Source organism: Sorangium sp. So ce836, from assembly GCF_028553905.1.
GTDB lineage: Bacteria > Myxococcota_A > Polyangia > Polyangiales > Polyangiaceae > Sorangium > Sorangium cellulosum_D.
This window is the reverse complement of sequence record NZ_CP102233.1, coordinates 1,812,371-1,830,619: the sequence shown is the minus strand read 5'-3', so window position 1 is coordinate 1,830,619 and position 18,249 is coordinate 1,812,371. Positions and strand designations below refer to the sequence as shown.

Sequence of the window (18,249 nt, the reverse complement as noted above, 5' to 3'; positions counted from 1 at the left end):
CGGGGCCGCGGATCGACCGGAGGAGGGCGCATGGCGAGGCGAGCGAGCGGGGGCGGAGCGGCGGCGTGCACCGGAGCCGGGGCGGCTCGGTGCGAGCCGGCCGAGCGCGCGGGCGCCAGGGGATGAGCGCGCCCCTGCAAGCCTCGCTGTGCGAGGAGCACGCCGACCAGGCGGCGTTCCTGTGGCTCCTCCGGGATCGCGCCGCCCGGAGCGCGGCCTACGGCCTCGACGACCTGGCCGAGCTCGACGACCGGCTGGAGGCGCACCTCGACGGGCTCAGGCTGGCGGGGGACGCGGGCTGGGAGGCGTGCCGCGCGCTGCTCCAGCGGGCCGAGGGGGGCGAGGTGTTCGGCGCGGCGGTCGTGGCGGTGCATCGCTGGGACCTGCGGGGGCTCGCGCGGGTCCTCGACGTGGGCGGCGGGGCGCCGGACCTGTCGCGGGGCATCGCGTCGGCGCTCGGGTGGACGCCGCTCGAGCGCGTGCGGCGCCTCCTGCCCGGGCTCCTCGCCGGCCGGAGCCCGCCGGCGCTGCAATGGCTCGGGATCGCGGCGTGCGCGGCGCACGGGGAGGACCCCGGCGCGCCGCTCGGCTACGCGCTGCTCGCGCGCGACCCGCGGCTGCGCGCGCGGGCGCTGCGGGCCGCGGGGCAGCTCGGGCGGGTCGACCTGCTCCCCGAGGTGCGCGCGTCGCTCCGCGCCGACGACGAGGCGTGCCGCTTCTGGGCGGCGTGGTCGGCGGCGCTGCTCGGCGAGGGCGCGTCCGCGCAGGTGCTCTGGGAGCTCGCGAACGGAGGCGGGCCGTTCGCGGCCGAGTCCGCGGGCATGGCGATGCGGCGGATGGCCCCGGCCGTCGCGTCCACCTGGCTGCGCGCGCTGGAGAGGTCCGCGCTCGATCCGCGGGTGCCGGTGGCGGCGGCGTGGGCGCTGGGCGACCCGGCGGCCGTGCCGTGGCTCCTGGAGGTCGCGGGAGATCCGGCCCTCTCACGCCTGGCGGGTCAGGCGATCGCGCTGATCACCGGGCTCGATCTGGCGGCCGAGCAGCTCGCGCGCAGGGCGCCGAGCGGCGTCCGCGCGGGGCCGACCGACGATCCGAGCGACGAGGCCGTGGCGATGGATCCGGACGGGGACCTCGCCTTTCCCGACGTCGCGGGGATCTCGGCCTGGTGGCGCCATCGCGCGGCGGAGTACCGGCCGGGGACGCGGTACCTGCTCGGCCGGGCGATGACGCGAGAGGGGCTGGAGCAGGCGCTGCGGGAGGGCAACCAGATCGCGCGCCGGGCCGCGGCGGTGGAGCTGAGCTTGCGGGAGCGGGGGCGGGCGGTGTTCGAGGTGCGGGGGCCGGGCTTCGCGCAGCAAGAGGCGCTCGAGCGACGCGGCTAGCGCGATCCGACGAGCGCCTTCACGCCGCGGCCTGCGGGCCCTCTTTGCCCGTCGAACCGCCCTGCTCCTCGGAGCAAGGCGGCCCGAGGGCGATTCGCGCTACGGCAGGTTGGCAGAAGAGATCTGCCAGGTCCTGTCGCTGCAGAAGCGGCAGTTCGCGCCGACGAGCATGCCCTTGCCCGTGGCCGATACGTCGCCCTTGAGCCACCAGTTGAGCCACGCCAGGTTGACCTGCGTGAACTCGCCGCCGTTCCGAGCCCACAGATCGCCGCCATGATCCGCGCCGACCTTGGCGAACATCATGACCGGGATATCGCCCAGGGCGGCGATGTTCTGGTAGTCTCTCGCGCCGTTCTCGTTCGCGCCCAGGCTATCCGCGGTGCCGGTGACGATCAGCACGGGCGAGTGAATCGAGTTGTAGAAGGCCGGATCCGGCGAGAAGGTGCCGCTGCTCGTGTGTCCCCAGGTCGTCATCCTGGGATCTGCGGCGGTCCCCGCCGCCATCAAGCCGCCGCAGGAGAAGCCGTTCGCGGCGACCTTCGTGGTCTCGATGCTGTGGTAGTAGGCGCTGCAAGGCTTCTCGTTCTCGGCGATCACCCAGTCGACGTAGGCGAGCAGCACGTCGCCTCCGCCCCCGAGATCGCGGTTGGGCTCCTTGCCTCCCGGTGTCCCGTCCGCCACCACGAAGTAGCCATGCGAGGCAATTTCGGCCATGGCCGCTTCAGTCGAGAGCCCGTCTCGCGAACATCCGCCCTGCCCCCACACGAAGATCGGATACTTGGTGCCACCACCGAGATCCGCCGGACGGAAGATGGTGCCCTCGTTGATGCGCGGGTCCGAGTTCGTCTCGACGACCACCTGATGAGGGCCGCTCCCCGACACCCTTCGATCCGTCGGTCGTGACTCGGTGCACGTGCCGGTGAAGCCGCCGCCCGAGCCTCCGTTCCCGCCCGCCATTTCCCCGCCGCCGGCAGACGCTCCTCCGCCCGCGCCGCCCGAGCCGGAGGCGTCAGCCCCTCCGGCCGTGCTTTGTGAGCCCCCCGAGCCCGCAGGCAGAGGCCCTCCGGTGGAGCTCGCCTGCTCGCCGCCCGAGCTGCTCACGCTCCCTCCTGTGCCCGCCGCGGCTCCGCCGCTTCCCCCAAGGTTGCCGTCATCACTTGAGCCGCCGCAAGCGCCGACAATCATGCCCAGCGCGGCCCAGGTGAAAGCCCAAGTCGATTTGCTTTTCATAGCGACTCCATATCACATCGAGCAAGCGAAGAGAGGGACCCCATTCGCGTCTCTCCCGCGAACCGCGGGCAAAGGCCGTGCGCGCCATCGGTCGGCGCTATGGAACATCCCGATATCTATCTGCTCTTGCCATCCCCCCGTGGTGCTGACGGGCACATGCACACGGATCGTCAGGCGCCCCACAGACCCCGGTGGCACGCCGTCGATCCACGTCGTCGATCGCCGAAGCAAAAGGATGTCTTTCCGCGTCACTGTGAACGTTCACATGTCGGATGTCAATTCCAATCGTCAAGCCCCGGACCTGGGCGTCAAACCCCGGATCTGGGGAGCTCGCCGCGACCGATCCGTCGCCACGGGCGGCCGTGGTCGCCCCGCTCACCAGCCCCCCGCGCCCGGCTCGCGCGGGCGGCGCTCGCCGAGCCGCCCGCACAGGCGAGCCCCTCAGGAGCCCACGACCGGGTGGGAGGGAGCCGTGGCGCCCTGTCTCGACGTAAACTTACCATCTGAGGGGAACTCTTCGAGCCCTCGATGACAAAGTCGAGCGACCCGTGATTGATCGAGAGCGCTCCCGTACACGGGGAGAGGGGGACGACGCGTTCCCGATCTCCGTCGCCGCGACCGCCGAACCACGCTCGGCGATCCGCGGTACTGCACCGGGCCGCTCACGAACCTGACATGGTCGCTCGAACGAGACGCGAACGACTGGCAATGAAATCGGACGCTTCTTGTCGGCGACTTCACTTTCTCGCGAGGCTACACCGATGAGCATGAATCGAAAGCAGTCTTTGGCGGCGACCTCGACGATCGCGGGCCTCTTCGTGCTTCTGGCGACCGGATACGCGAGCGCGGCGGAGCACTATGTGGCCCCGGACGGCAGCGATTCAAACCGCGGGACCATGGACCAGCCGTTCGCCACCCTCTCCAAGGCGAACAGCGCCGCCTCCGCCGGTGACACCATCTGGGTGCGCGGCGGCACCTACTACATCACGACCCAGCTCGTCCTTTCGAGGAGCGGCACCTCGGATACGAGCCGCACCAAGATCTGGGCCTACCCAGGTGAGAAGCCGGTGCTCGACGCGTCGAGGTATGTCACCAGCAACCCGGCCGTCGACGTGCCGGTGGTCTTGGTGACCGGAAGCTGGATGCACCTTCGAGGGCTCGAGATCGGCAACGCCAAGGTGGGCAGGAGCGGCGACCACTCGTACTCGCTGCTCCGCACCAAGGGCTCCAGCAACAACATCTTCGAGCTGCTCGACCTCCATCATGGCTTCGGGTCCGGCCTGTTCATCGATAAAGGCAACGGCGGCAACCTGGTCCTCAACTGCGATTCGCACGACAACTACGACCAGAACGGCAGCCAGGGCGACGGCCAGAACGGAGACGGCTTCGGGGTCCATTACCAAACGACGGGTCCCAGCACGGTCATCCGGGGGTGCCGCGCCTGGAACAACTCGGACGATGGCTACGACTACATCTCGCAGGAGGTGCCGGTCACCACCGAGGGCAGCTTCGCCATGTCGAACGGTCGGGGCAGCGAAGGCAACGGCAACGGGTTCAAGGTCGGCAGCAGCAAGACGGGCATCCGGCACATCGTGCAGAACAACGTGGCCTGGAAGAACAAGGCCGCGGGCTTCTACGCGAACCATTCGTCGGGCGGCAACACCTGGCTCAACAACACCGCGTACAAGAATGGAACCCAATACAACATGCTGGCGAGCCCGCCCGACGACAGCAGCCAGGCCATCATCTTGACCGGAGCGCTCGCGCACAAAATGCGGAACAACATCGGCTTCCCGAACAAGAACTCGAACATGGGGGGCGTCGACACCGCGTTCAACACGTGGGACCTGAACATCACGGAGACGAGCTCGGCCTTCGAGAGCACGTCCGACGCCGGTTGCACCGGCCCCCGCGAGGCCGACGGCAGCCTCCCCTCCGCGTGCGTGTTCATGAAGCTCAAGGCCGAGAGCGCCTTGATCGACAAAGGGACGGACGTGGGCCTTCCGTTCGTCGGATCGGCGCCGGACCTCGGAGCTTACGAGTTCGGCGCCGGGCCGACCGAAGGGACGGGCGGCGGCGCCGCCGGTGGCTCGGGCACCGCTGGCGGCGGCATGGGCGGCACGGCGGCCCATGGGAGCGGTGGCGACGGGTCCGGTGGCACGGTCGGCACCAGCGGTGGAATGGGCGCAGCTGGTGGCGCCGGCCAGGGTGGCGCGCTGGGCGTCGGCGGCTCCCCGGAGACCGGCGGCGCCACGGGCGGCACCGACGGCGAATCGACAGGCCGCGCCGGAGGCGCAGGGACCTCGGAAGACGAGAGCTCCGCGGCGGGTTGCGCTTGCGCCGTCGGTTCCGAGGACGCCACCGCCGGGATGGGCGGGTTCGCGTTCCTCGCGCTCGCCTCCGCGTTCGCCGCGCGCTCCCGCGATCGGAGGACGACGCGACGCGAGGGCGGCCGGCAGTCGAGGGTCTGATCCGACAGGCCCCGCGACAGCAGGGCTACTGGCACGTCGTTCCCTGGAGCTCTTCGGCAGGGGTCGATGGCACAGGAAGTCCATAGGACTCGGCCAAGCGCGCGTATGCGTCCATGTTCGCGTTGGTCGTATAGGTATTGTCGCTGAAGTCGAACAGCGTGCGATCACCATACGCCGTCGGCTCCCAAAGGAACGTGCCCCGGCCCATTTGGTTCGGGAACTCGCGCACGACGGAGTTGATGAGATCCCTACGGACATCGGTGTACTCGCAGCTCATCACGGGCAGCTTGTATTTATCGATGACGTACCCGAATTCCTCACTCCAGTCCTGGCCATTGTTGGTGGTTCCGTAGGTGGAGCCGCAGATTCCATCCACGTCGATGGGCGGATCGTTGGTCAAGTGCGCGTCGACCCAGGGGCGGAAGCCGCCGTCGGGTCGCGGTCGGCCGTGCTGCGCCCAAACGATGATGTTCGGGTCGGTCTCGCGCACGGCCCGAATGCCGGCATTGACGAGACCGGAGAAGCTTGCCCAGTTGCTCATGGACACCCCCGACATGCGCGAGTTGGTCTCGTTGCCGACCTGGACCATGTCCGGCTTCACGCTAGCGGCCACCATTTCATCGAGCACACCTTTTACGTGGCCGTAGGCGGCCTCCTGCATCTGAGAGGGGTTCATCCCAGCCCAGGCGGACGGTACGTTCTGGTGACCGATGGACGCCCAGGTGTCGCTCATGTGAAAATCGAGGAACAGGCCCATCCCGCAGGCCTTGACCCGCTTCGCCATGGCGATGGTATGCGCGGTGTCGCCGAAGGCCTCCGTCGGGCGAGCGCCCGAATAAAGCTCCGAGGTGTAACCTCCCGGACAATCCGGACACACGAAAGTCCGGAGCCGAACGAAGTTGAACCCGTGGTCGACCAAGATCCTCTCGATGGATTTGGTCTGGCCCTGGTCTCGGTAGCGCCGGCCGATCGACTCCTGTTCGAGGGTCCATGAGATATCGGCACCCAGGATATACGGAGGGTTGAAGATCTCGCCGGTGCCGGGATCGGCGCCCCCGCTCCCCGAGGCACCACCGCTCATGCCGGTCCCGCCGGCCGCCTCCCCACCCGTGCTCGTCGCGTCACCCGAGCTCGAGGTTCCGCCGGAGCCGGTGGACCCGCCGGAGCCGGTGGACCCGCCGGAGCCGGTGGACCCGCCGGAGCCGGTGGACCCGCCGGAGCCGGTGGACCCGACCGAGCTGGAAGTGTCGTCGATTCGGTTACCTCCTGTGCCGCCGTCGTCCACCGCGCACGCTCCGAGGAGCACCAGGCCGGCGGCCGTCGCTGCCGATAAGCAAGATCGCATGGGAACATCCTTTCAGCGGACGCGAGACACGAGTCGGTCCGCGGGCAAATCCTCGTCCTCCGGCGGCTCACCTGCGGGGCGCATGACCGCCCCTCCAGAACGAAGCAAGAGACCACCAGCAGGCCTCTATGTGAGCGCTCACATTTCCGATGTCAGCATCGTGTCGGCCACCGTCCGTTGCGGCGAGGCGATGGCCATCGTGGGCGTGACGCGACGCGGCCCGCGAGGCCGATGAGCCTCGCGGGCTGTGCGCCGCCGTTCAGCCGAACGACGACGCGAGGCGACCGCCGGCCATCGCGTGCAGCGTCACATCCGATCACAAGGTGGATCGAGCCGCCCGCGACCAATCACGATTCGATCACGAAACCTCGAGAGCGGCGAAGATCGCGTCGGGAGGTACTTTTATATCGCGGAGAGGACGGCAGACCGGCACGCGACGAGGCGCTCTAGCGCAAGCGGAACGGCGCGAGGGACGAGGTGGCTCGGTAGGGTCGGGCGATCGACGGGCGTCACGAGGCTTGCATGCTCGTGCACCTCGACGGGGAGCATGGCGGCTCTTCCTCGCGGCCGCCGCGGCAGGAGAGAGCATGGAGAGGCCCGCCCGTCGAGGTCATTTCACGGCCAATGCGGGGAGCGTCAGCGCCCCTGGACCTCGATGTTGGTCACGCCCCAGCCCTCATCGAACAGGCCGATCAGCCCGGACGCGGACAGGTCGAGCGCGAGGTCGGGCGCGGAGTGCGGGAAGACCAGCTTCATGCGATACACGGAGTCGCCGTACGGATAGGCGAGCGTGTTCACCTCGAGCGCTCCCGACCCGGCCAGGCTCCCGTCCAGCGGATAGCTCTGGGTGCTCAGGGTGTTGGAGAAGGTCTCGCTGAGCAGCTCGACGCCGTCCGCGGAGGCCGTCCAGACGCTGGGGCCAAAGGGCCCATCGCCGTCCCAGGCGTTGATGACGTAGAGGTCGAAGCTGACGGTCAGCTCGGTGTGGGGGGCGAGCTCGTCGAGCGTCAGGTGCGCCGTCTCGTTGCCGAACTGCCCCAGGAAGGTGCGGTCTCCGAGCGGGGTGACGCTTGTGACGATGGACTCCCACTCCGGGCCGATGGATCCGGTGAAGTTGTTGAAGTAGACGCTGCGAGGGCTGTCGATGATCGGCCCGCCCTGCCCGTGGCTCGCGAGATCCGTGGCGGCCTCCTGGGCCGAGACCGCGAAGCTCGGGTCGCCGGTGAGGCCCACGTCGAGGATGCACGTCTGCTTGATGACCTCGTCGGTGATGCCGGCGCAGGCCAGCTCGCCCGCGGCCCGCTGCGCGGGGGTCAGGCTGTTGAGCCACGCCGGCTGCCCGGGACCGGCCGGACCGCCGCACGGCGTGCCCTGCTGGATGAGCGCGACGTCGCCCTGGGCGGCGCCCACCCGCCAGACGTCCGCGTAGCTGTTCGTGTCCTGGTACATCTCGAAGAACGTCAGCGCGCTGCTCAGCACGCTGCCGTCGCGGGCCATCATGAACTCGTTGGTGGCGTCGTCATCGGCGTTCCCGAAGAGGCCGACCATCTTGCCCACGCTGGCCGGCGGGACGAGGAAGAGCGTGTCCAGGTACAAGCCGAGGGAATAGCTCCTCGGACGCAGCGCCAGCCGCTCTCCCGTCGGCCAGGCGAGCACGGTCCTGCCGCTCGCGGACTGGTAGACGCTCCCGCCGCCGGCGAGCGCGAGCGCGCCGCTCGACGGCACCGTCGTCGGCTGCCCGTTCACGTAGAGCGCGCCGGTCGCGTGGAACTCCACGAGATCACCCGCGACGCGCGCGCCCACGGCCCGGCCGGTCGAGACGCCCGGCGACACGGGGCACTGCCGGATCTGGATCTCCAGATCGGGAGTGGCCGCGCTGGTCGCCAGCACGAAGTCGCCCTCCCCCTGGAAGTCGAAGGCGACACGATCGAAGCTGACATAATGGGGATCTCCGTTGCACGTGGCGGGCTTGCAGGACGGGTCCGGGGTGTCCACGCGGCACCCCTTCATGACCTTGACGAGGAGGGCGTCGCTGCCACCGCCGCCGAAGGAGTGACCGCAGAACGGCGCGTCGGTCCTGCCCGTCAGGAAGACGTTGCCCTTCGGATCGACGGCGACGCCTTGTCCCGCCTCCATCGCGTTCGTGCCGATGTACTCGGTGCGCAGGTGCGCCCCCGCCGCGCTGTACTCGCGCAGGTACATGTCCGCGCTCCCGAGGGGCGCGTCGGAGTCGAGGTCGCGGCGGGTCTCGCCGGTCAACACGACGGATCCACCGACGACGGCCACCGACGTCGCGGAGACGTTCTCGCTCGCCGCGGTCTGCCGGATCCACTGCGTGGTGAGGCTCGCGTCCAGCTTGGCGAGGAAGGCGTCATATGTCGTCGAAGAGGCATAAGGGGGGAAGTTCCCGTTCGTCGTGCCGGAGACGTAGACGACGGTCTGACCCGACTCCACCGCGGTGGTCAGGCTGAACGCCTGGTCCTGGAGGCTCGTGCCGAGGAGCGCCACCCCGCCCAGGGCGCCGCTGTCGCTGTAGCGGGCGACAAAGGCGTCAGCGCTGCCGCCCGCGTACGGTTGGCCTGCCAGCGCGCCGGTGGTGTAACCGGCGACGTAGACTTGCCCATCCGCGCCGACGGAGACGCTGCGCGCGATGGTCGTCTTGTTGTTCACTCCGAGCTGCCTGGTCCAGACGAGATCGCCGCTCGCCGAATACTTCGCCACGAACAGCGACGTGGTGCCGCTGGTCGGCGGCGGGCTCACCCCGGCGAGATTCCCGCCTGTGGAGCCCACCACGTAGACGCTGCCGTCAGGCGCGTGGGCCACGGACCACGCTTGATCCACCGCAGCCGTACCGAGCTGGCGCCGCCAGGCCTCGGTCCCGTTTGCGTTCAGCTTGACGACGAAGGCGTCCGAAGATCCCTTGTGCTGGCCGGCCTCGATCGCGCCGCTCGTGTGGCCGACCACGTAGAGCGACGCGTTGCTGCCCGTGGGGCACTGGGCCGAGGAGACGGCGACGCCCGTCGCCTGGTCGTTCGCCGACGTGCCGATCTGCGCGCCCCACACGAGCTTCCCGTCCTGCCCGACCTTGCGGATGAAGGCGTCGCTCGCGCCGCTGTTCACCTCGCCCGAGATGGCCCCGGTGGTGGACCCGACCTGGTAGACGGCATCGCAGGACGCGGCGACCGCGTTCCCGAGGTCCGCGCCGGCCGTGGGCGTCTCGTCATGCCACGTGAGTCCCTCGAAGCTCGGGCAGGTCACGTTCTGCAACGGGAGCGGGAGGCCATTCGCGCGATCTCCGCCCGTGGGGTCGAACGGGAGGGTGGACAGGGGGGAGTCGTCCTCCCTGGGCCTCAGCTCCTCCTCGGTCGCGCTTGTATCGTCGTTCAGCTCTCCAGCGGGGGCGAGATCATCCCCCTCCGCTCCGGAGCCGTCGTCCGCGGAGGAGATCGGCGCAGCCTGGTCGGGCTGGGGGCCTCTCGTCGAGCCCACCGGCAGAGGATCGCCGGTCGAGCCGCTGCAAGCGGCGACGCCTGCTGCCAGGATGCACACGGAGAGCGTCTCACCATGAAATCGTTTCATGCTTGAACCTCGCAGTAATGATGTCGATTCGAAGTGGCCCTGAGGCTGGGAGAACCCGATGTTTCATTCTCGTTGTCGGGTGCCCCCGAGCTCTCCAGCCCGTCGGGGGGCCGCGAACCCGGCCTTGACGCTGCCGGTCCACGACGAGCGCGCTTTTCCTCGTCACCGAGAGCTCAGGGCTTCCGGACAGCCCCTCAGCGCGCTCCGATTCTCGCGGGGGCCATGAGCAACGAGAGTGCCAGACCTCTCAAGCTTCAGATCTGCACCCCATGGCCGCAGGCCAGCTCATCGGCTGGGCCCGCAGCGCGCGCAGGCGAGCGCCGCGCCAAGGACGGGATCGTTCCGCCTCCATGCAGAGGGAGAGGGCATATGCGGCAGCGTGCTCGTCCCCCAGGGACGCAGCGCTTCATTCGGGGACGCGGGCTCTATCGCGGCCCCCCTCTCCGGCGACCGCTCGCCATCGACCGGCTTTTCCGGCGGGATTTCCGACCCGGGTGCCAGCGCGCCGCCGCCTCGCTCACGGCGGCCTCTCCGCTCCGCGCATCGCCCTCGCCTCGGGAGGACGCGCCGTGGTACTGCCATGGACCGTGCGCTCCGCTCGATGGCCTGTCGCGATGACGTCGCTCGGCCGCGCCTCGGCCGCGACGCTGGTCTGGGGGCTGCGGGGGCAGCGGTACGTGACCGCGGTCGTCAAGGCGACGTTCGGGCTCGTGGCCGAGGGCGCGATGGCGCTCGGTGAGCCGGACCCGATCGTGCCCGGCGAGGTGCCGGATCCCTCGGGCGTGGGGCTGCGCTCGGCGGGGGATCTGGCGCCGTACCTGCGCGAGGTGGACGTGCTGCTGACCGGACACGCAGGGGTGCCTCCGACGGTCGCGGGGGAGATCCAGGTCCGGCTGGCCGTGGTGCAGGAGGGGGCCCTGCGGCTCGACCGGTGCGTGACGCTCGACGGGAGCGCGGGGAGCGCGCTGGGGAGCGAGGGGCAGAGGCGCGTGCGGGTGGACGGGATGGGGCCGCTGTCCCGCCGCTGGCCACGGCGCGAGGCGCTGCTCGGGGCGGCGGATCCCAGGCGGCTCGAGGGCGTGGCGCTGGAGGTGCCCGACGGGCTCGACTGGGGGTACTTCCAGGCGGCGCCACCCGAGCAGCGGATGGAGCGGCTGCTCGGCGACGAGTGGGTGGTGCTGGGGGGCATCGTCGCGCAGCGACCGCGGCTGCGCACGCAGCTCCCGGGCGCCCGGGGCGTCGCGCGGCTCTACCGGCGCGAGGAGCGGGCGCCGCGCGAGGGAGCGGCGCTGTCCCTGCGGGCCGACACGCTGCAGATCGACGCGGATCGGCGGTGCTGCTCGGTGGTGTGCGAGGGTACGCGGCCGTGGGCGAGGAGGATCTCGAGGCGCTCCGGTCGGAGCCGAGATCGACCAGGCACCGCGCGACCTCCGGGCGGATCCCCGTCAGCACCACCTTTGCCCCGAGCAGCCGCACGGCGCCCGCCGCCTGGAGGATCCCATGGGTCGCCTCCGCGTCCACCCCTGGGACGCCGGTGATGTCCAGGATGGCGACCCTCGCCTGGCGCCGCTGCAGCTCGTCCAGGAGCGCGCCCGTGGCCTGCTGCATCCGGGCCCGGTCCAGCGCCCCGATGAGCGGCATGACGATGGCGTCGTCGCTGATCGGGATCACCGCCGTGGACAGCTGCGCCAGCATGGTCATCTGCGCGCGGATCGTCTCCTCCTTGCTCTGGCGCAGCGCCTCCTCGGCCCGCTTGCGATCCGTGATGTCCAGGAGCGACACGAAACAGCGCTCCCACGTCTGCTCGCAGCCCGCGCTCATCGCGAGCCGGAGCGTGACGGTCCTCCGCTCGCCGTCGAGCGTGGAGATGAACGTCTCTTCCTCGAAGGACGTCGCCCCGTTCCCCAGGGCGACGAGCTCTCGGCGGAAGGTCATCACCGCGGGCTCGACGAAGATGACCGACAGCCCGGCGAGGATCTGGCCCTTGCTCGAGGCCCGGCAGAGCTCTAGCGTGGCCTTGTTCGCGTCGAGGATCTTCACCAGGGCGATGCCCGTGAAGAGGTCGTCGGCATGGGCTTGGAAGTGCGCGTCCAGGTCGGTGACGCCCGACGCGATGATCCGGTCGAGGTGCCGCCTGACCGCCGACCAGTCCTCCTCCCAGAGGGAGATCGGGGAGCTCTCGAAGATACCGCGGTAACGCGCCTCGCTCCGCTCGAGCTCCTCGATCCGCCGGCGTAGCTGCGTCAGCTCGTCATTCGTGCTCATTGATGTCATGCTCGATCGGTTGCTGCCGGGAGCACAAGCGCCCAGGACCAGGATGCTACGGCGGCCCCTTCACCGTCACCGACCAACCACCGTCAGCGTACGCCGACCACAGTCAGAGCACGCCAATCACAGCCAGACCATCGGCCTCTACCGTTCACGCCGAGCGAGGGCGACATCCTCGAAGCCTCGTTCGCGCCGTCGTTCGCCCGCGCGGCGCGCCAGTCGCCTCGCGCTGGACCAGCGCGTCGCGCCGGCCGTCCTCGCCGGAACCGCCATGGCCCGGAGCGCGCGCATCTCGGTAGTGGCGACGACCCGCTGGGCCGATGGGTCGACGCCATCGCCGAACGCCGGGGTCGCCACATCGCGGCCGTGGCGCTGGCGCGGCGGCTGTCGGGGGTGCTGTGGGCCATGTGGCGCGACAGCACGGCCGATCAGTCGACGGCCACCTTGCATTTGGGCCGTTGGGGAAGCACATCCCCTCAAGCCGCTTCGGTCCTCGACGCCATTCGTTCGCAGATGCGCGCGAGCGCCACGTCGCGGCGGCCACGATCCTGGGGTAGCTTTGGCTGCTGCGGATGCAATCTCGGAGCGCCCTGCCGTTACCCGACGTGCCTGCCCGGTCGCTGGCCGCGCCCGGGCTGGAGCCGATGACCGTTCGCCGGGCGAACCCCGTCGACGCCTCTGGTGTATCGCGGCTGCGGATGCTCCTGCGGGTCGAGGAGTCGGGCTCCATCCTGGAGCCGGACGAGCCGGCGCCGTCCTTGCAGGAGGAGATCGCCCGGATCGCTGCGCAGGACCGCGACCCCGGGCTGCTGACGCTGGTGGCGGAGTCGGCGGGGCAGCTGGTGGGCTGGCTGGAGTTCTCGGGAGGCGAGCACCGCCGGACCGCGCACCGGGGCTGGGTGGTGCTGGCGGTGGCAGCGGGCTACCGGAGGCTGGGGATCGGCCGCGCGCTGCTGGAGGCCCTGCACGACTGGGCGTCGCGCCACCGGCTGATTGAGCAGGTGGCGCTGCACTGCGCGGAGAACAACGCGCCGGCACTGGCGCTGTACCGGAGCCTCGGGTACGTGGAGGAGGGGCGGTCGCGGCGCGCGCTGAAGCTGGCGCCCGGACGCTACGCCGACGTGGTGCAGCTGTGCCGGGACCTCCGCGAGGGCGGGCCCGCGGTCATGCCTGGTCCGTCCACGGATCGCCATCGTACGGGACGGTGAGGATCCAGTACACGCCCAGGTTGGCGGTGGTGAGCGTGGTGAAGAGGTTGAAGTCCACCACCGCCCAGTCCCAGTAGTACCCGTCCCCGGCCAGCGGTAAGTCTTGGAGGCGATTCTGCTCCTCGACCAGCTCGCTGAAGCGGTCGCCCCAGTATTCCACCAGCCCCGTGTCCAGCTCCGGCTCGCGTTGGTCCTCGTAACGACTGTCGTTCAGGCTAAATTCGTTCAGAGTCTGGCTGACGTCCAAGCTCTCGTTTCGGCCATCGTTGGCCAGAGTCTGGCTGACGTCCAAGCTCTCATTTCGGCCATCGTTGGCCAAAGTCTGGCTGACGTCCAAGTTCTCGCCTTGGCTATCGTAGTCGTCATCCGACCCGTCGTCGATGAAGGAGGAAAAGGAGACGTCCTGTTGTTGGATAAAACACTCATTTACCCAAGACTCCGCGATCTTCGAGCTCTCTGGCGAGGTGGCGTTGCAGCCCCACTCCTTCAGCAGCACAGTGAGGGCATCCTTGCCCGTCATTGTTGCTCCCGCCTTCATCCGTTCGAGCACGGCTTTCACGCGATGAGGCATCTCGATGAGCTGCTCCTGCCCCTTTTTCTGAGATTCGAGCCCCACGTTCAGCCTGGGGCCAATGACGACGCCGTGGGGGCCGAACTCGGCGGTGGACTGCACGTTCGGGCAGTGCTCGAGCACACGCTTTACGACCTCCCAGGTGGGGTGGCGAAATCGGTCCCTGTTATCGGCGCTGAAATGGACCCAGGAGGGATTGACCGCCTTCAGAAAATTCACCGAGAACGATTGCGCGGAGCCGTGGTGACCGCCCGCGAGCGCGAACGACTTGAGATCGTCCTTCCACTCAGTGTGGAACAAGATGTAAGCTTCGGTGGAGAAGGTTGCATCGGCGCAGATCAGCACCTGTTTCTGATTGTAACGGAGGGCGAGCACGACACTGGCCGTGTTGGCCTCGGTGCCCCGCAGCGCGCCGGTCGTCTCCAAGGCGTTGATCTCCCCGCGGTCCGCCAGTCTCGCGTTGGCGCTGACGATCCAGACGTCCATCCCAGCGCACTGGATCAGTCGCTTGCCCACATCGGTCTTGGGGGACTCCGAGAAGGGTTTCTCGTTTTCGATGAACTCTGCCAGCAGCTCTTTCAGGAACTGCCCGCTGTCGCCCGAGTAGCTGGACGCCTTGCCCCCGCAGAGGACCGTCTTGATCTCGACGCCTTCCAGGACCTCGGCCAGCAGGTTATAGTGGTCCCCGTCGGGGTGCGAGATGACCAGGTAGTCGAGCCGATTGACGTGGAGCAGTCCTTTGATGTACTCCCGCGCAAGCGGGGCCACCAGCTCCTTACAGCTCTTGCTCCCGCAGTCGACGAGGATGGTCTCGCCGCCGGGACACTGGATGAAGGTGCAATTGCCCTGACCGATGTCGATGAAGTGGAGGACCAGGTCTCCGTCCACCGCAATCGTGTCCGTCGAGGAATCTTCGGTCGCGATTTTCCCGCGCCTCTCCAGGGTGGTCCGCTCCGGCTCTTTCCCCTTGGCCTCTTCGAGGGCCTCTTGGGACTTGCGCTCGGCCATCCGCTTTTGTCTTAGCTTGCTGCGCCCGGTCACTGACCGGAAATCCAGGTTCGGCTCCTCCTTCGCGTCCCTCTCGGCGTAGTTGTTGGTTTCCAAGGAGGGCGTCGTCCCCCCGGTGATCGAGCTCCGCCGGCCGTAGTTGCCTTCCACGGTGTACTCGTCTCCGCGGCTAAATCGCCGGGTTCCTGGGAGCTTCGCTGCCGAGGTTGTCGTGCAGGGTGGCGATCCGCTCGCGCGTGGCGTCGTCGATCTCGCCCGTCTCGGTGAGATCCTCGCGGCGCTGGAAGAGGCGGAGCGCGGCGCGGGTGCGGTCGTTGAACTGGCCGTCGGGCTCCCCGCAGTCGTAGCCGAGATTGTTGAGCCGGTTCTGGACCCCGCTGACCTCCTCGATGGGGCCGACGCGGCCGAAGGAAATACCGATGACCAGCAGCGGGCGAGGCGAGCGATCCACGCGGAGCACGCCGCGCCGGGCGCCAGCGGGGACGTAGCTCTTCACGACACCCTGGGCGTCGGAGCGGCCGGTGATCTTGAGGCCGCCGTCGATGACCAGCTCGTAGGGGAGGTCCGCCAGCGGCTTACCGCACGAGACGAGACGGACCCGGTACTTGGCGGGGATGCCCTTGCGCTTGAACCTGTGGCTGGCGCCCGTGGCGCAGGAGACCTCCTTGATCCTCTTGTCCGGGATGACCAGCTCGTCGCCGGGCAAAAGGGCGTTCATGTCCCGCCGGCGCGCGCGGAGCCCCGCGTTGTCCGGGTGCGACCAGACGGTGCGGTCGAAGAAGCCGTACTTCTCCGAGATGGACGTCGTCCCTTCGCCTTCCTCGACGCGGTGACTGATCGGCACCAGACGATTGTAATCTGGGGGGGTCCTGGTAGCATTGATTTTCACCCGCCGGATCCAATGAGGCGTCGCCGCAGTGGAGGTGGCCCTGGCGGCCACGCCGCTGGGCCATGAAGAGACCGCCACCGCGCCCCGCTCGGGCGCCGTGCGCCGCTGATCTGAGCGCGCGGTGCGCGGCGCCGCGCTCATCGTGATGGCGCAGGCGGCGAGCGGGCTCCTGGTCCCGCGGCCTCTCCGCGCCGCGCATTGCCTGCGCATCGCACTCGCCTCGGGAGGACGCGCCGTGGTACTGCCATGGACCGTGCGCTCCGCTCGATGGCCTGTCGCGATAACGTCGCTCGGCCGCGCCTCGACCGCGACGCTGGTCTGGGGGTTGCGGGGGCAGCGGTACGTGACCGCGGTCGTCAAGGCGACGTTCGGGCTCGTGGCCGAGGGCGCGATGGCGCTCGGTGAGCCGGACCCGATCGTGCCCGGCGAGGTGCCGGATCCCTCGGGTGTGGGGCTGCGCTCGGCGGGGGATCTGGCGCCGTACCTGGGCGAGGTGGACGTGCTGCTGACCGGACACGCAGAGGTGCCTCCGACGGTCGCGGGGGAGATCCAGGTCCGGCTGGCCGTGGTGCAGGAGGGGGCCCTGCGGCTCGACCGTTGCGTGACGCTCGACGGGAGCGCGCCGGGGAGCGAGGGGCAGAGGCGCGTGCGGGTGGACGGGACGGGGCCGCTGTCCCGCCGCTGGCCGCGGCGCGAGGCGCTGCTCGGGGCGGTGGATCCCAGGCGGCTCGAGGGCGTGGCGCTCGAGGTACCCGACGGGCTCGACTGGGGGTACTTCCAGGCGGCGCCACCCGAGCAGCGGATGGAGCGGCTGCTCGGCGACGAGTGGGTGGTGCTGGGGGGCATCGTCGCGCAGCGACCGCGGCTGCGCACGCAGCTCCCGGGCGCCCGGGGCGTCGCGCGGCTCTACCGGCGCGAGGAGCGGGCGCCGCGCGAGGGGGCGGCGCTGTCCCTGCGGGCCGACACGCTGCTGATCGACGCGGATCGGCGGTGCTGCTCGGTGGTGTGGCGAGGGTACGCGGCCGTGGGGGACGAGGATCTCGAGGCGCTCCGGGTCGTGGCCGGCGTGGAGCTGCCGGGCGAGGCGCTGCCGTGGGTCGACCCCTTCGCGCAGGAAGCGCGGGAGGCGGGGCGAACGGCGCCGCTTCCCGCAGCGCCCTCGCGCGCCACGCTGCCGCTGCCGACCCAGGCAGCGCCCGTGGTGACGAACGTCGAGGTTCATCCGCTCGAGGGCACCGTGGAGCCGCTGAGCGCGCACGTGCGCAGGCCGGCGACGCCGTTCGAGGCTCGGCCAGAGCTCCCTCCGGCCGCGCTGCCAGCGAGCCGGGCGCGGCCAGGAGAGCCGGCGATCGAGGATCACCCGCTCGCAGGGACCGTGGACCCGCTGAGCACGCCCGCGGGCCGGCCAACGACGCCGTTCGAGGCTCGGCCAGAGCTCCCTCCAGCCATCTCCGCGCCGCTCCCCTCGCCCACGCCCACGCCGCTCCCGTCGCCCGCGCCCGCTGCCCCCTCGGGGCCCATCGCCGCGGCCCCGCCGCTGCTCCCCCCGGAGCTCTCCGCCGAGCCGCCGGGCCTCGGCGACGCGTTCCTCTCCGCCATGACCGAAGCGGGCGCCTTCCCCTGACGATCGCATCGCGCGCCCGGCCTCGGCTCGCCCCTCGCCTCGGGGCCTTCCTTGCGCGAGGGCGGGCTGATACGCTCGCGCGAGCCCGGGAAGGAGCATGGTGCTTTGAAGCGGCTGCTATCGCTGGGTCCGCGGCGCTTCGCGATCGAGCTCGCCGACGGCCGTGAAGACGGCGCCGATCGGCTCGGCGATCGCGCGAGGGACGCCGCGTGGCTGCGCCAGCTCTTCGCCGAGCCGCAGAACCGCCCGGCGCTCCGGCGGCTGCTCGACGACGCCGCGCCGGCGAGCGCCGTCCGCCGCCTGGCCGACGCGGACGTGCTCGGCGCGCTGAGCCGGCTGCTGCTGAGCGGCCGGGTGCGGCTCCGCGAGGCTCCCCTCCCCTGGCTGCCGTCCTACGGCGGCGACGAGGCCAGCGCCGACGACCAGGCGCCCGCCGACGCCGCCCCGCGCGCGCCCAGGACCGAGCTCACCTGGGTCGAGATCCGCCTCATCGGCGAGGACGACAAGCCCATCCCGCACGAGCGCTACCGGGTGGAGCTGCCCGACGGCTCGATCCGGGAAGGCTCGCTCGACCACGAGGGCCGCGCCCGGCTCGACGGCATCGACCCGGGCGCGTGCCTCGTCACCTTCCCGGCGCTCGACCAGGAGGCCTGGGAGCGCGTGGGTTGACCGCGTAG

12 protein-coding genes and 1 pseudogene are annotated in these 18,249 nt (G+C 70.1%); 7 read left to right on the top strand and 6 right to left on the bottom strand.

Annotated elements, in window-relative coordinates; translation table 11 throughout:
• Positions 1-122 precede the first annotated feature (122 nt).
• Positions 123-1,379: a TIGR02270 family protein gene (locus NQZ70_RS06765; RefSeq protein ID WP_129573479.1), complete on the top strand. Its 1,257-nt coding sequence runs from the start codon at positions 123-125 to the stop codon at positions 1,377-1,379.
• A 99-nt stretch (positions 1,380-1,478) separates the two neighbouring features.
• On the opposite strand, the gene NQZ70_RS06760 is transcribed toward NQZ70_RS06765, so the two are convergent.
• On the bottom strand, positions 1,479-2,261 hold the full coding sequence (locus NQZ70_RS06760) for a S9 family peptidase (protein WP_237245105.1): 783 nt from the start codon (positions 2,259-2,261) through the stop codon (positions 1,479-1,481).
• Positions 2,262-3,370: 1,109 nt separating this feature from the next.
• Here NQZ70_RS06760 and NQZ70_RS06755 point away from each other — a divergent pair.
• Entirely contained in the window at positions 3,371-5,080 is a 1,710-nt protein-coding gene (locus NQZ70_RS06755) for a right-handed parallel beta-helix repeat-containing protein (RefSeq protein ID WP_129573478.1), read from the top strand.
• 25 nt (positions 5,081-5,105) lie between these two features.
• On the opposite strand, the gene NQZ70_RS06750 is transcribed toward NQZ70_RS06755, so the two are convergent.
• Both NQZ70_RS06750 and NQZ70_RS06745 read right to left on the bottom strand, forming a co-directional pair.
• The gene (locus NQZ70_RS06750) at positions 5,106-6,425 is read right to left on the bottom strand and encodes a glycosyl hydrolase 53 family protein (RefSeq protein ID WP_129573477.1); all 1,320 of its coding nucleotides are present in this window, start codon (positions 6,423-6,425) and stop codon (positions 5,106-5,108) included.
• A gap of 636 nt (positions 6,426-7,061) precedes the next feature.
• The gene (locus tag NQZ70_RS06745; protein ID WP_129573476.1) at positions 7,062-10,004 is read right to left on the bottom strand and encodes an SBBP repeat-containing protein; all 2,943 of its coding nucleotides are present in this window, start codon (positions 10,002-10,004) and stop codon (positions 7,062-7,064) included.
• A 269-nt stretch (positions 10,005-10,273) separates the two neighbouring features.
• On the opposite strand from NQZ70_RS06745, the gene NQZ70_RS06740 reads away from it, so the two are divergent.
• Positions 10,274-11,542, top strand: coding sequence for a DUF2169 domain-containing protein (locus NQZ70_RS06740; protein ID WP_129573475.1), 1,269 nt, complete (start codon positions 10,274-10,276; stop codon positions 11,540-11,542).
• On the opposite strand, the pseudogene NQZ70_RS53270 reads toward NQZ70_RS06740, so the two are convergent.
• A pseudogene (locus tag NQZ70_RS53270) lies at positions 11,457-11,645 on the bottom strand (STAS domain-containing protein); the annotation flags it as partial. The gene NQZ70_RS06740 and the pseudogene NQZ70_RS53270 sit on opposite strands and share 86 nt — an antisense overlap.
• Here NQZ70_RS53270 and NQZ70_RS06735 point away from each other — a divergent pair.
• On the top strand, positions 11,599-12,201 hold the full coding sequence (locus NQZ70_RS06735) for a hypothetical protein (protein WP_237245104.1): 603 nt from the start codon (positions 11,599-11,601) through the stop codon (positions 12,199-12,201). The pseudogene NQZ70_RS53270 and the gene NQZ70_RS06735 overlap by 47 nt on opposite strands.
• A gap of 643 nt (positions 12,202-12,844) precedes the next feature.
• Positions 12,845-13,480, top strand: coding sequence for a GNAT family N-acetyltransferase (locus NQZ70_RS06730; RefSeq protein ID WP_129573474.1), 636 nt, complete (start codon positions 12,845-12,847; stop codon positions 13,478-13,480).
• Here the strand turns inward: NQZ70_RS06730 and NQZ70_RS06725 are convergent.
• Both NQZ70_RS06725 and NQZ70_RS06720 read right to left on the bottom strand, forming a co-directional pair.
• Positions 13,437-15,209, bottom strand: coding sequence for a ComEC/Rec2 family competence protein (locus NQZ70_RS06725; protein ID WP_129573473.1), 1,773 nt, complete (start codon positions 15,207-15,209; stop codon positions 13,437-13,439). The genes NQZ70_RS06730 and NQZ70_RS06725 overlap by 44 nt on opposite strands.
• A gap of 19 nt (positions 15,210-15,228) precedes the next feature.
• Positions 15,229-15,903, bottom strand: coding sequence for a peptidoglycan-binding protein (locus NQZ70_RS06720; RefSeq protein WP_165373822.1), 675 nt, complete (start codon positions 15,901-15,903; stop codon positions 15,229-15,231).
• Positions 15,904-16,183: 280 nt separating this feature from the next.
• Between NQZ70_RS06720 and NQZ70_RS06715 the strand changes: the two genes are divergently transcribed.
• Together NQZ70_RS06715 and NQZ70_RS06710 are read left to right on the top strand one after the other, a co-directional pair.
• The gene (locus NQZ70_RS06715) at positions 16,184-17,572 is read left to right on the top strand and encodes a DUF2169 domain-containing protein (RefSeq protein ID WP_207217761.1); all 1,389 of its coding nucleotides are present in this window, start codon (positions 16,184-16,186) and stop codon (positions 17,570-17,572) included.
• A gap of 105 nt (positions 17,573-17,677) precedes the next feature.
• Positions 17,678-18,241 (top strand): hypothetical protein, encoded by a 564-nt coding sequence (locus NQZ70_RS06710; RefSeq protein ID WP_129573470.1) that lies wholly within the window; start codon positions 17,678-17,680, stop codon positions 18,239-18,241.
• Positions 18,242-18,249 lie beyond the last annotated feature (8 nt).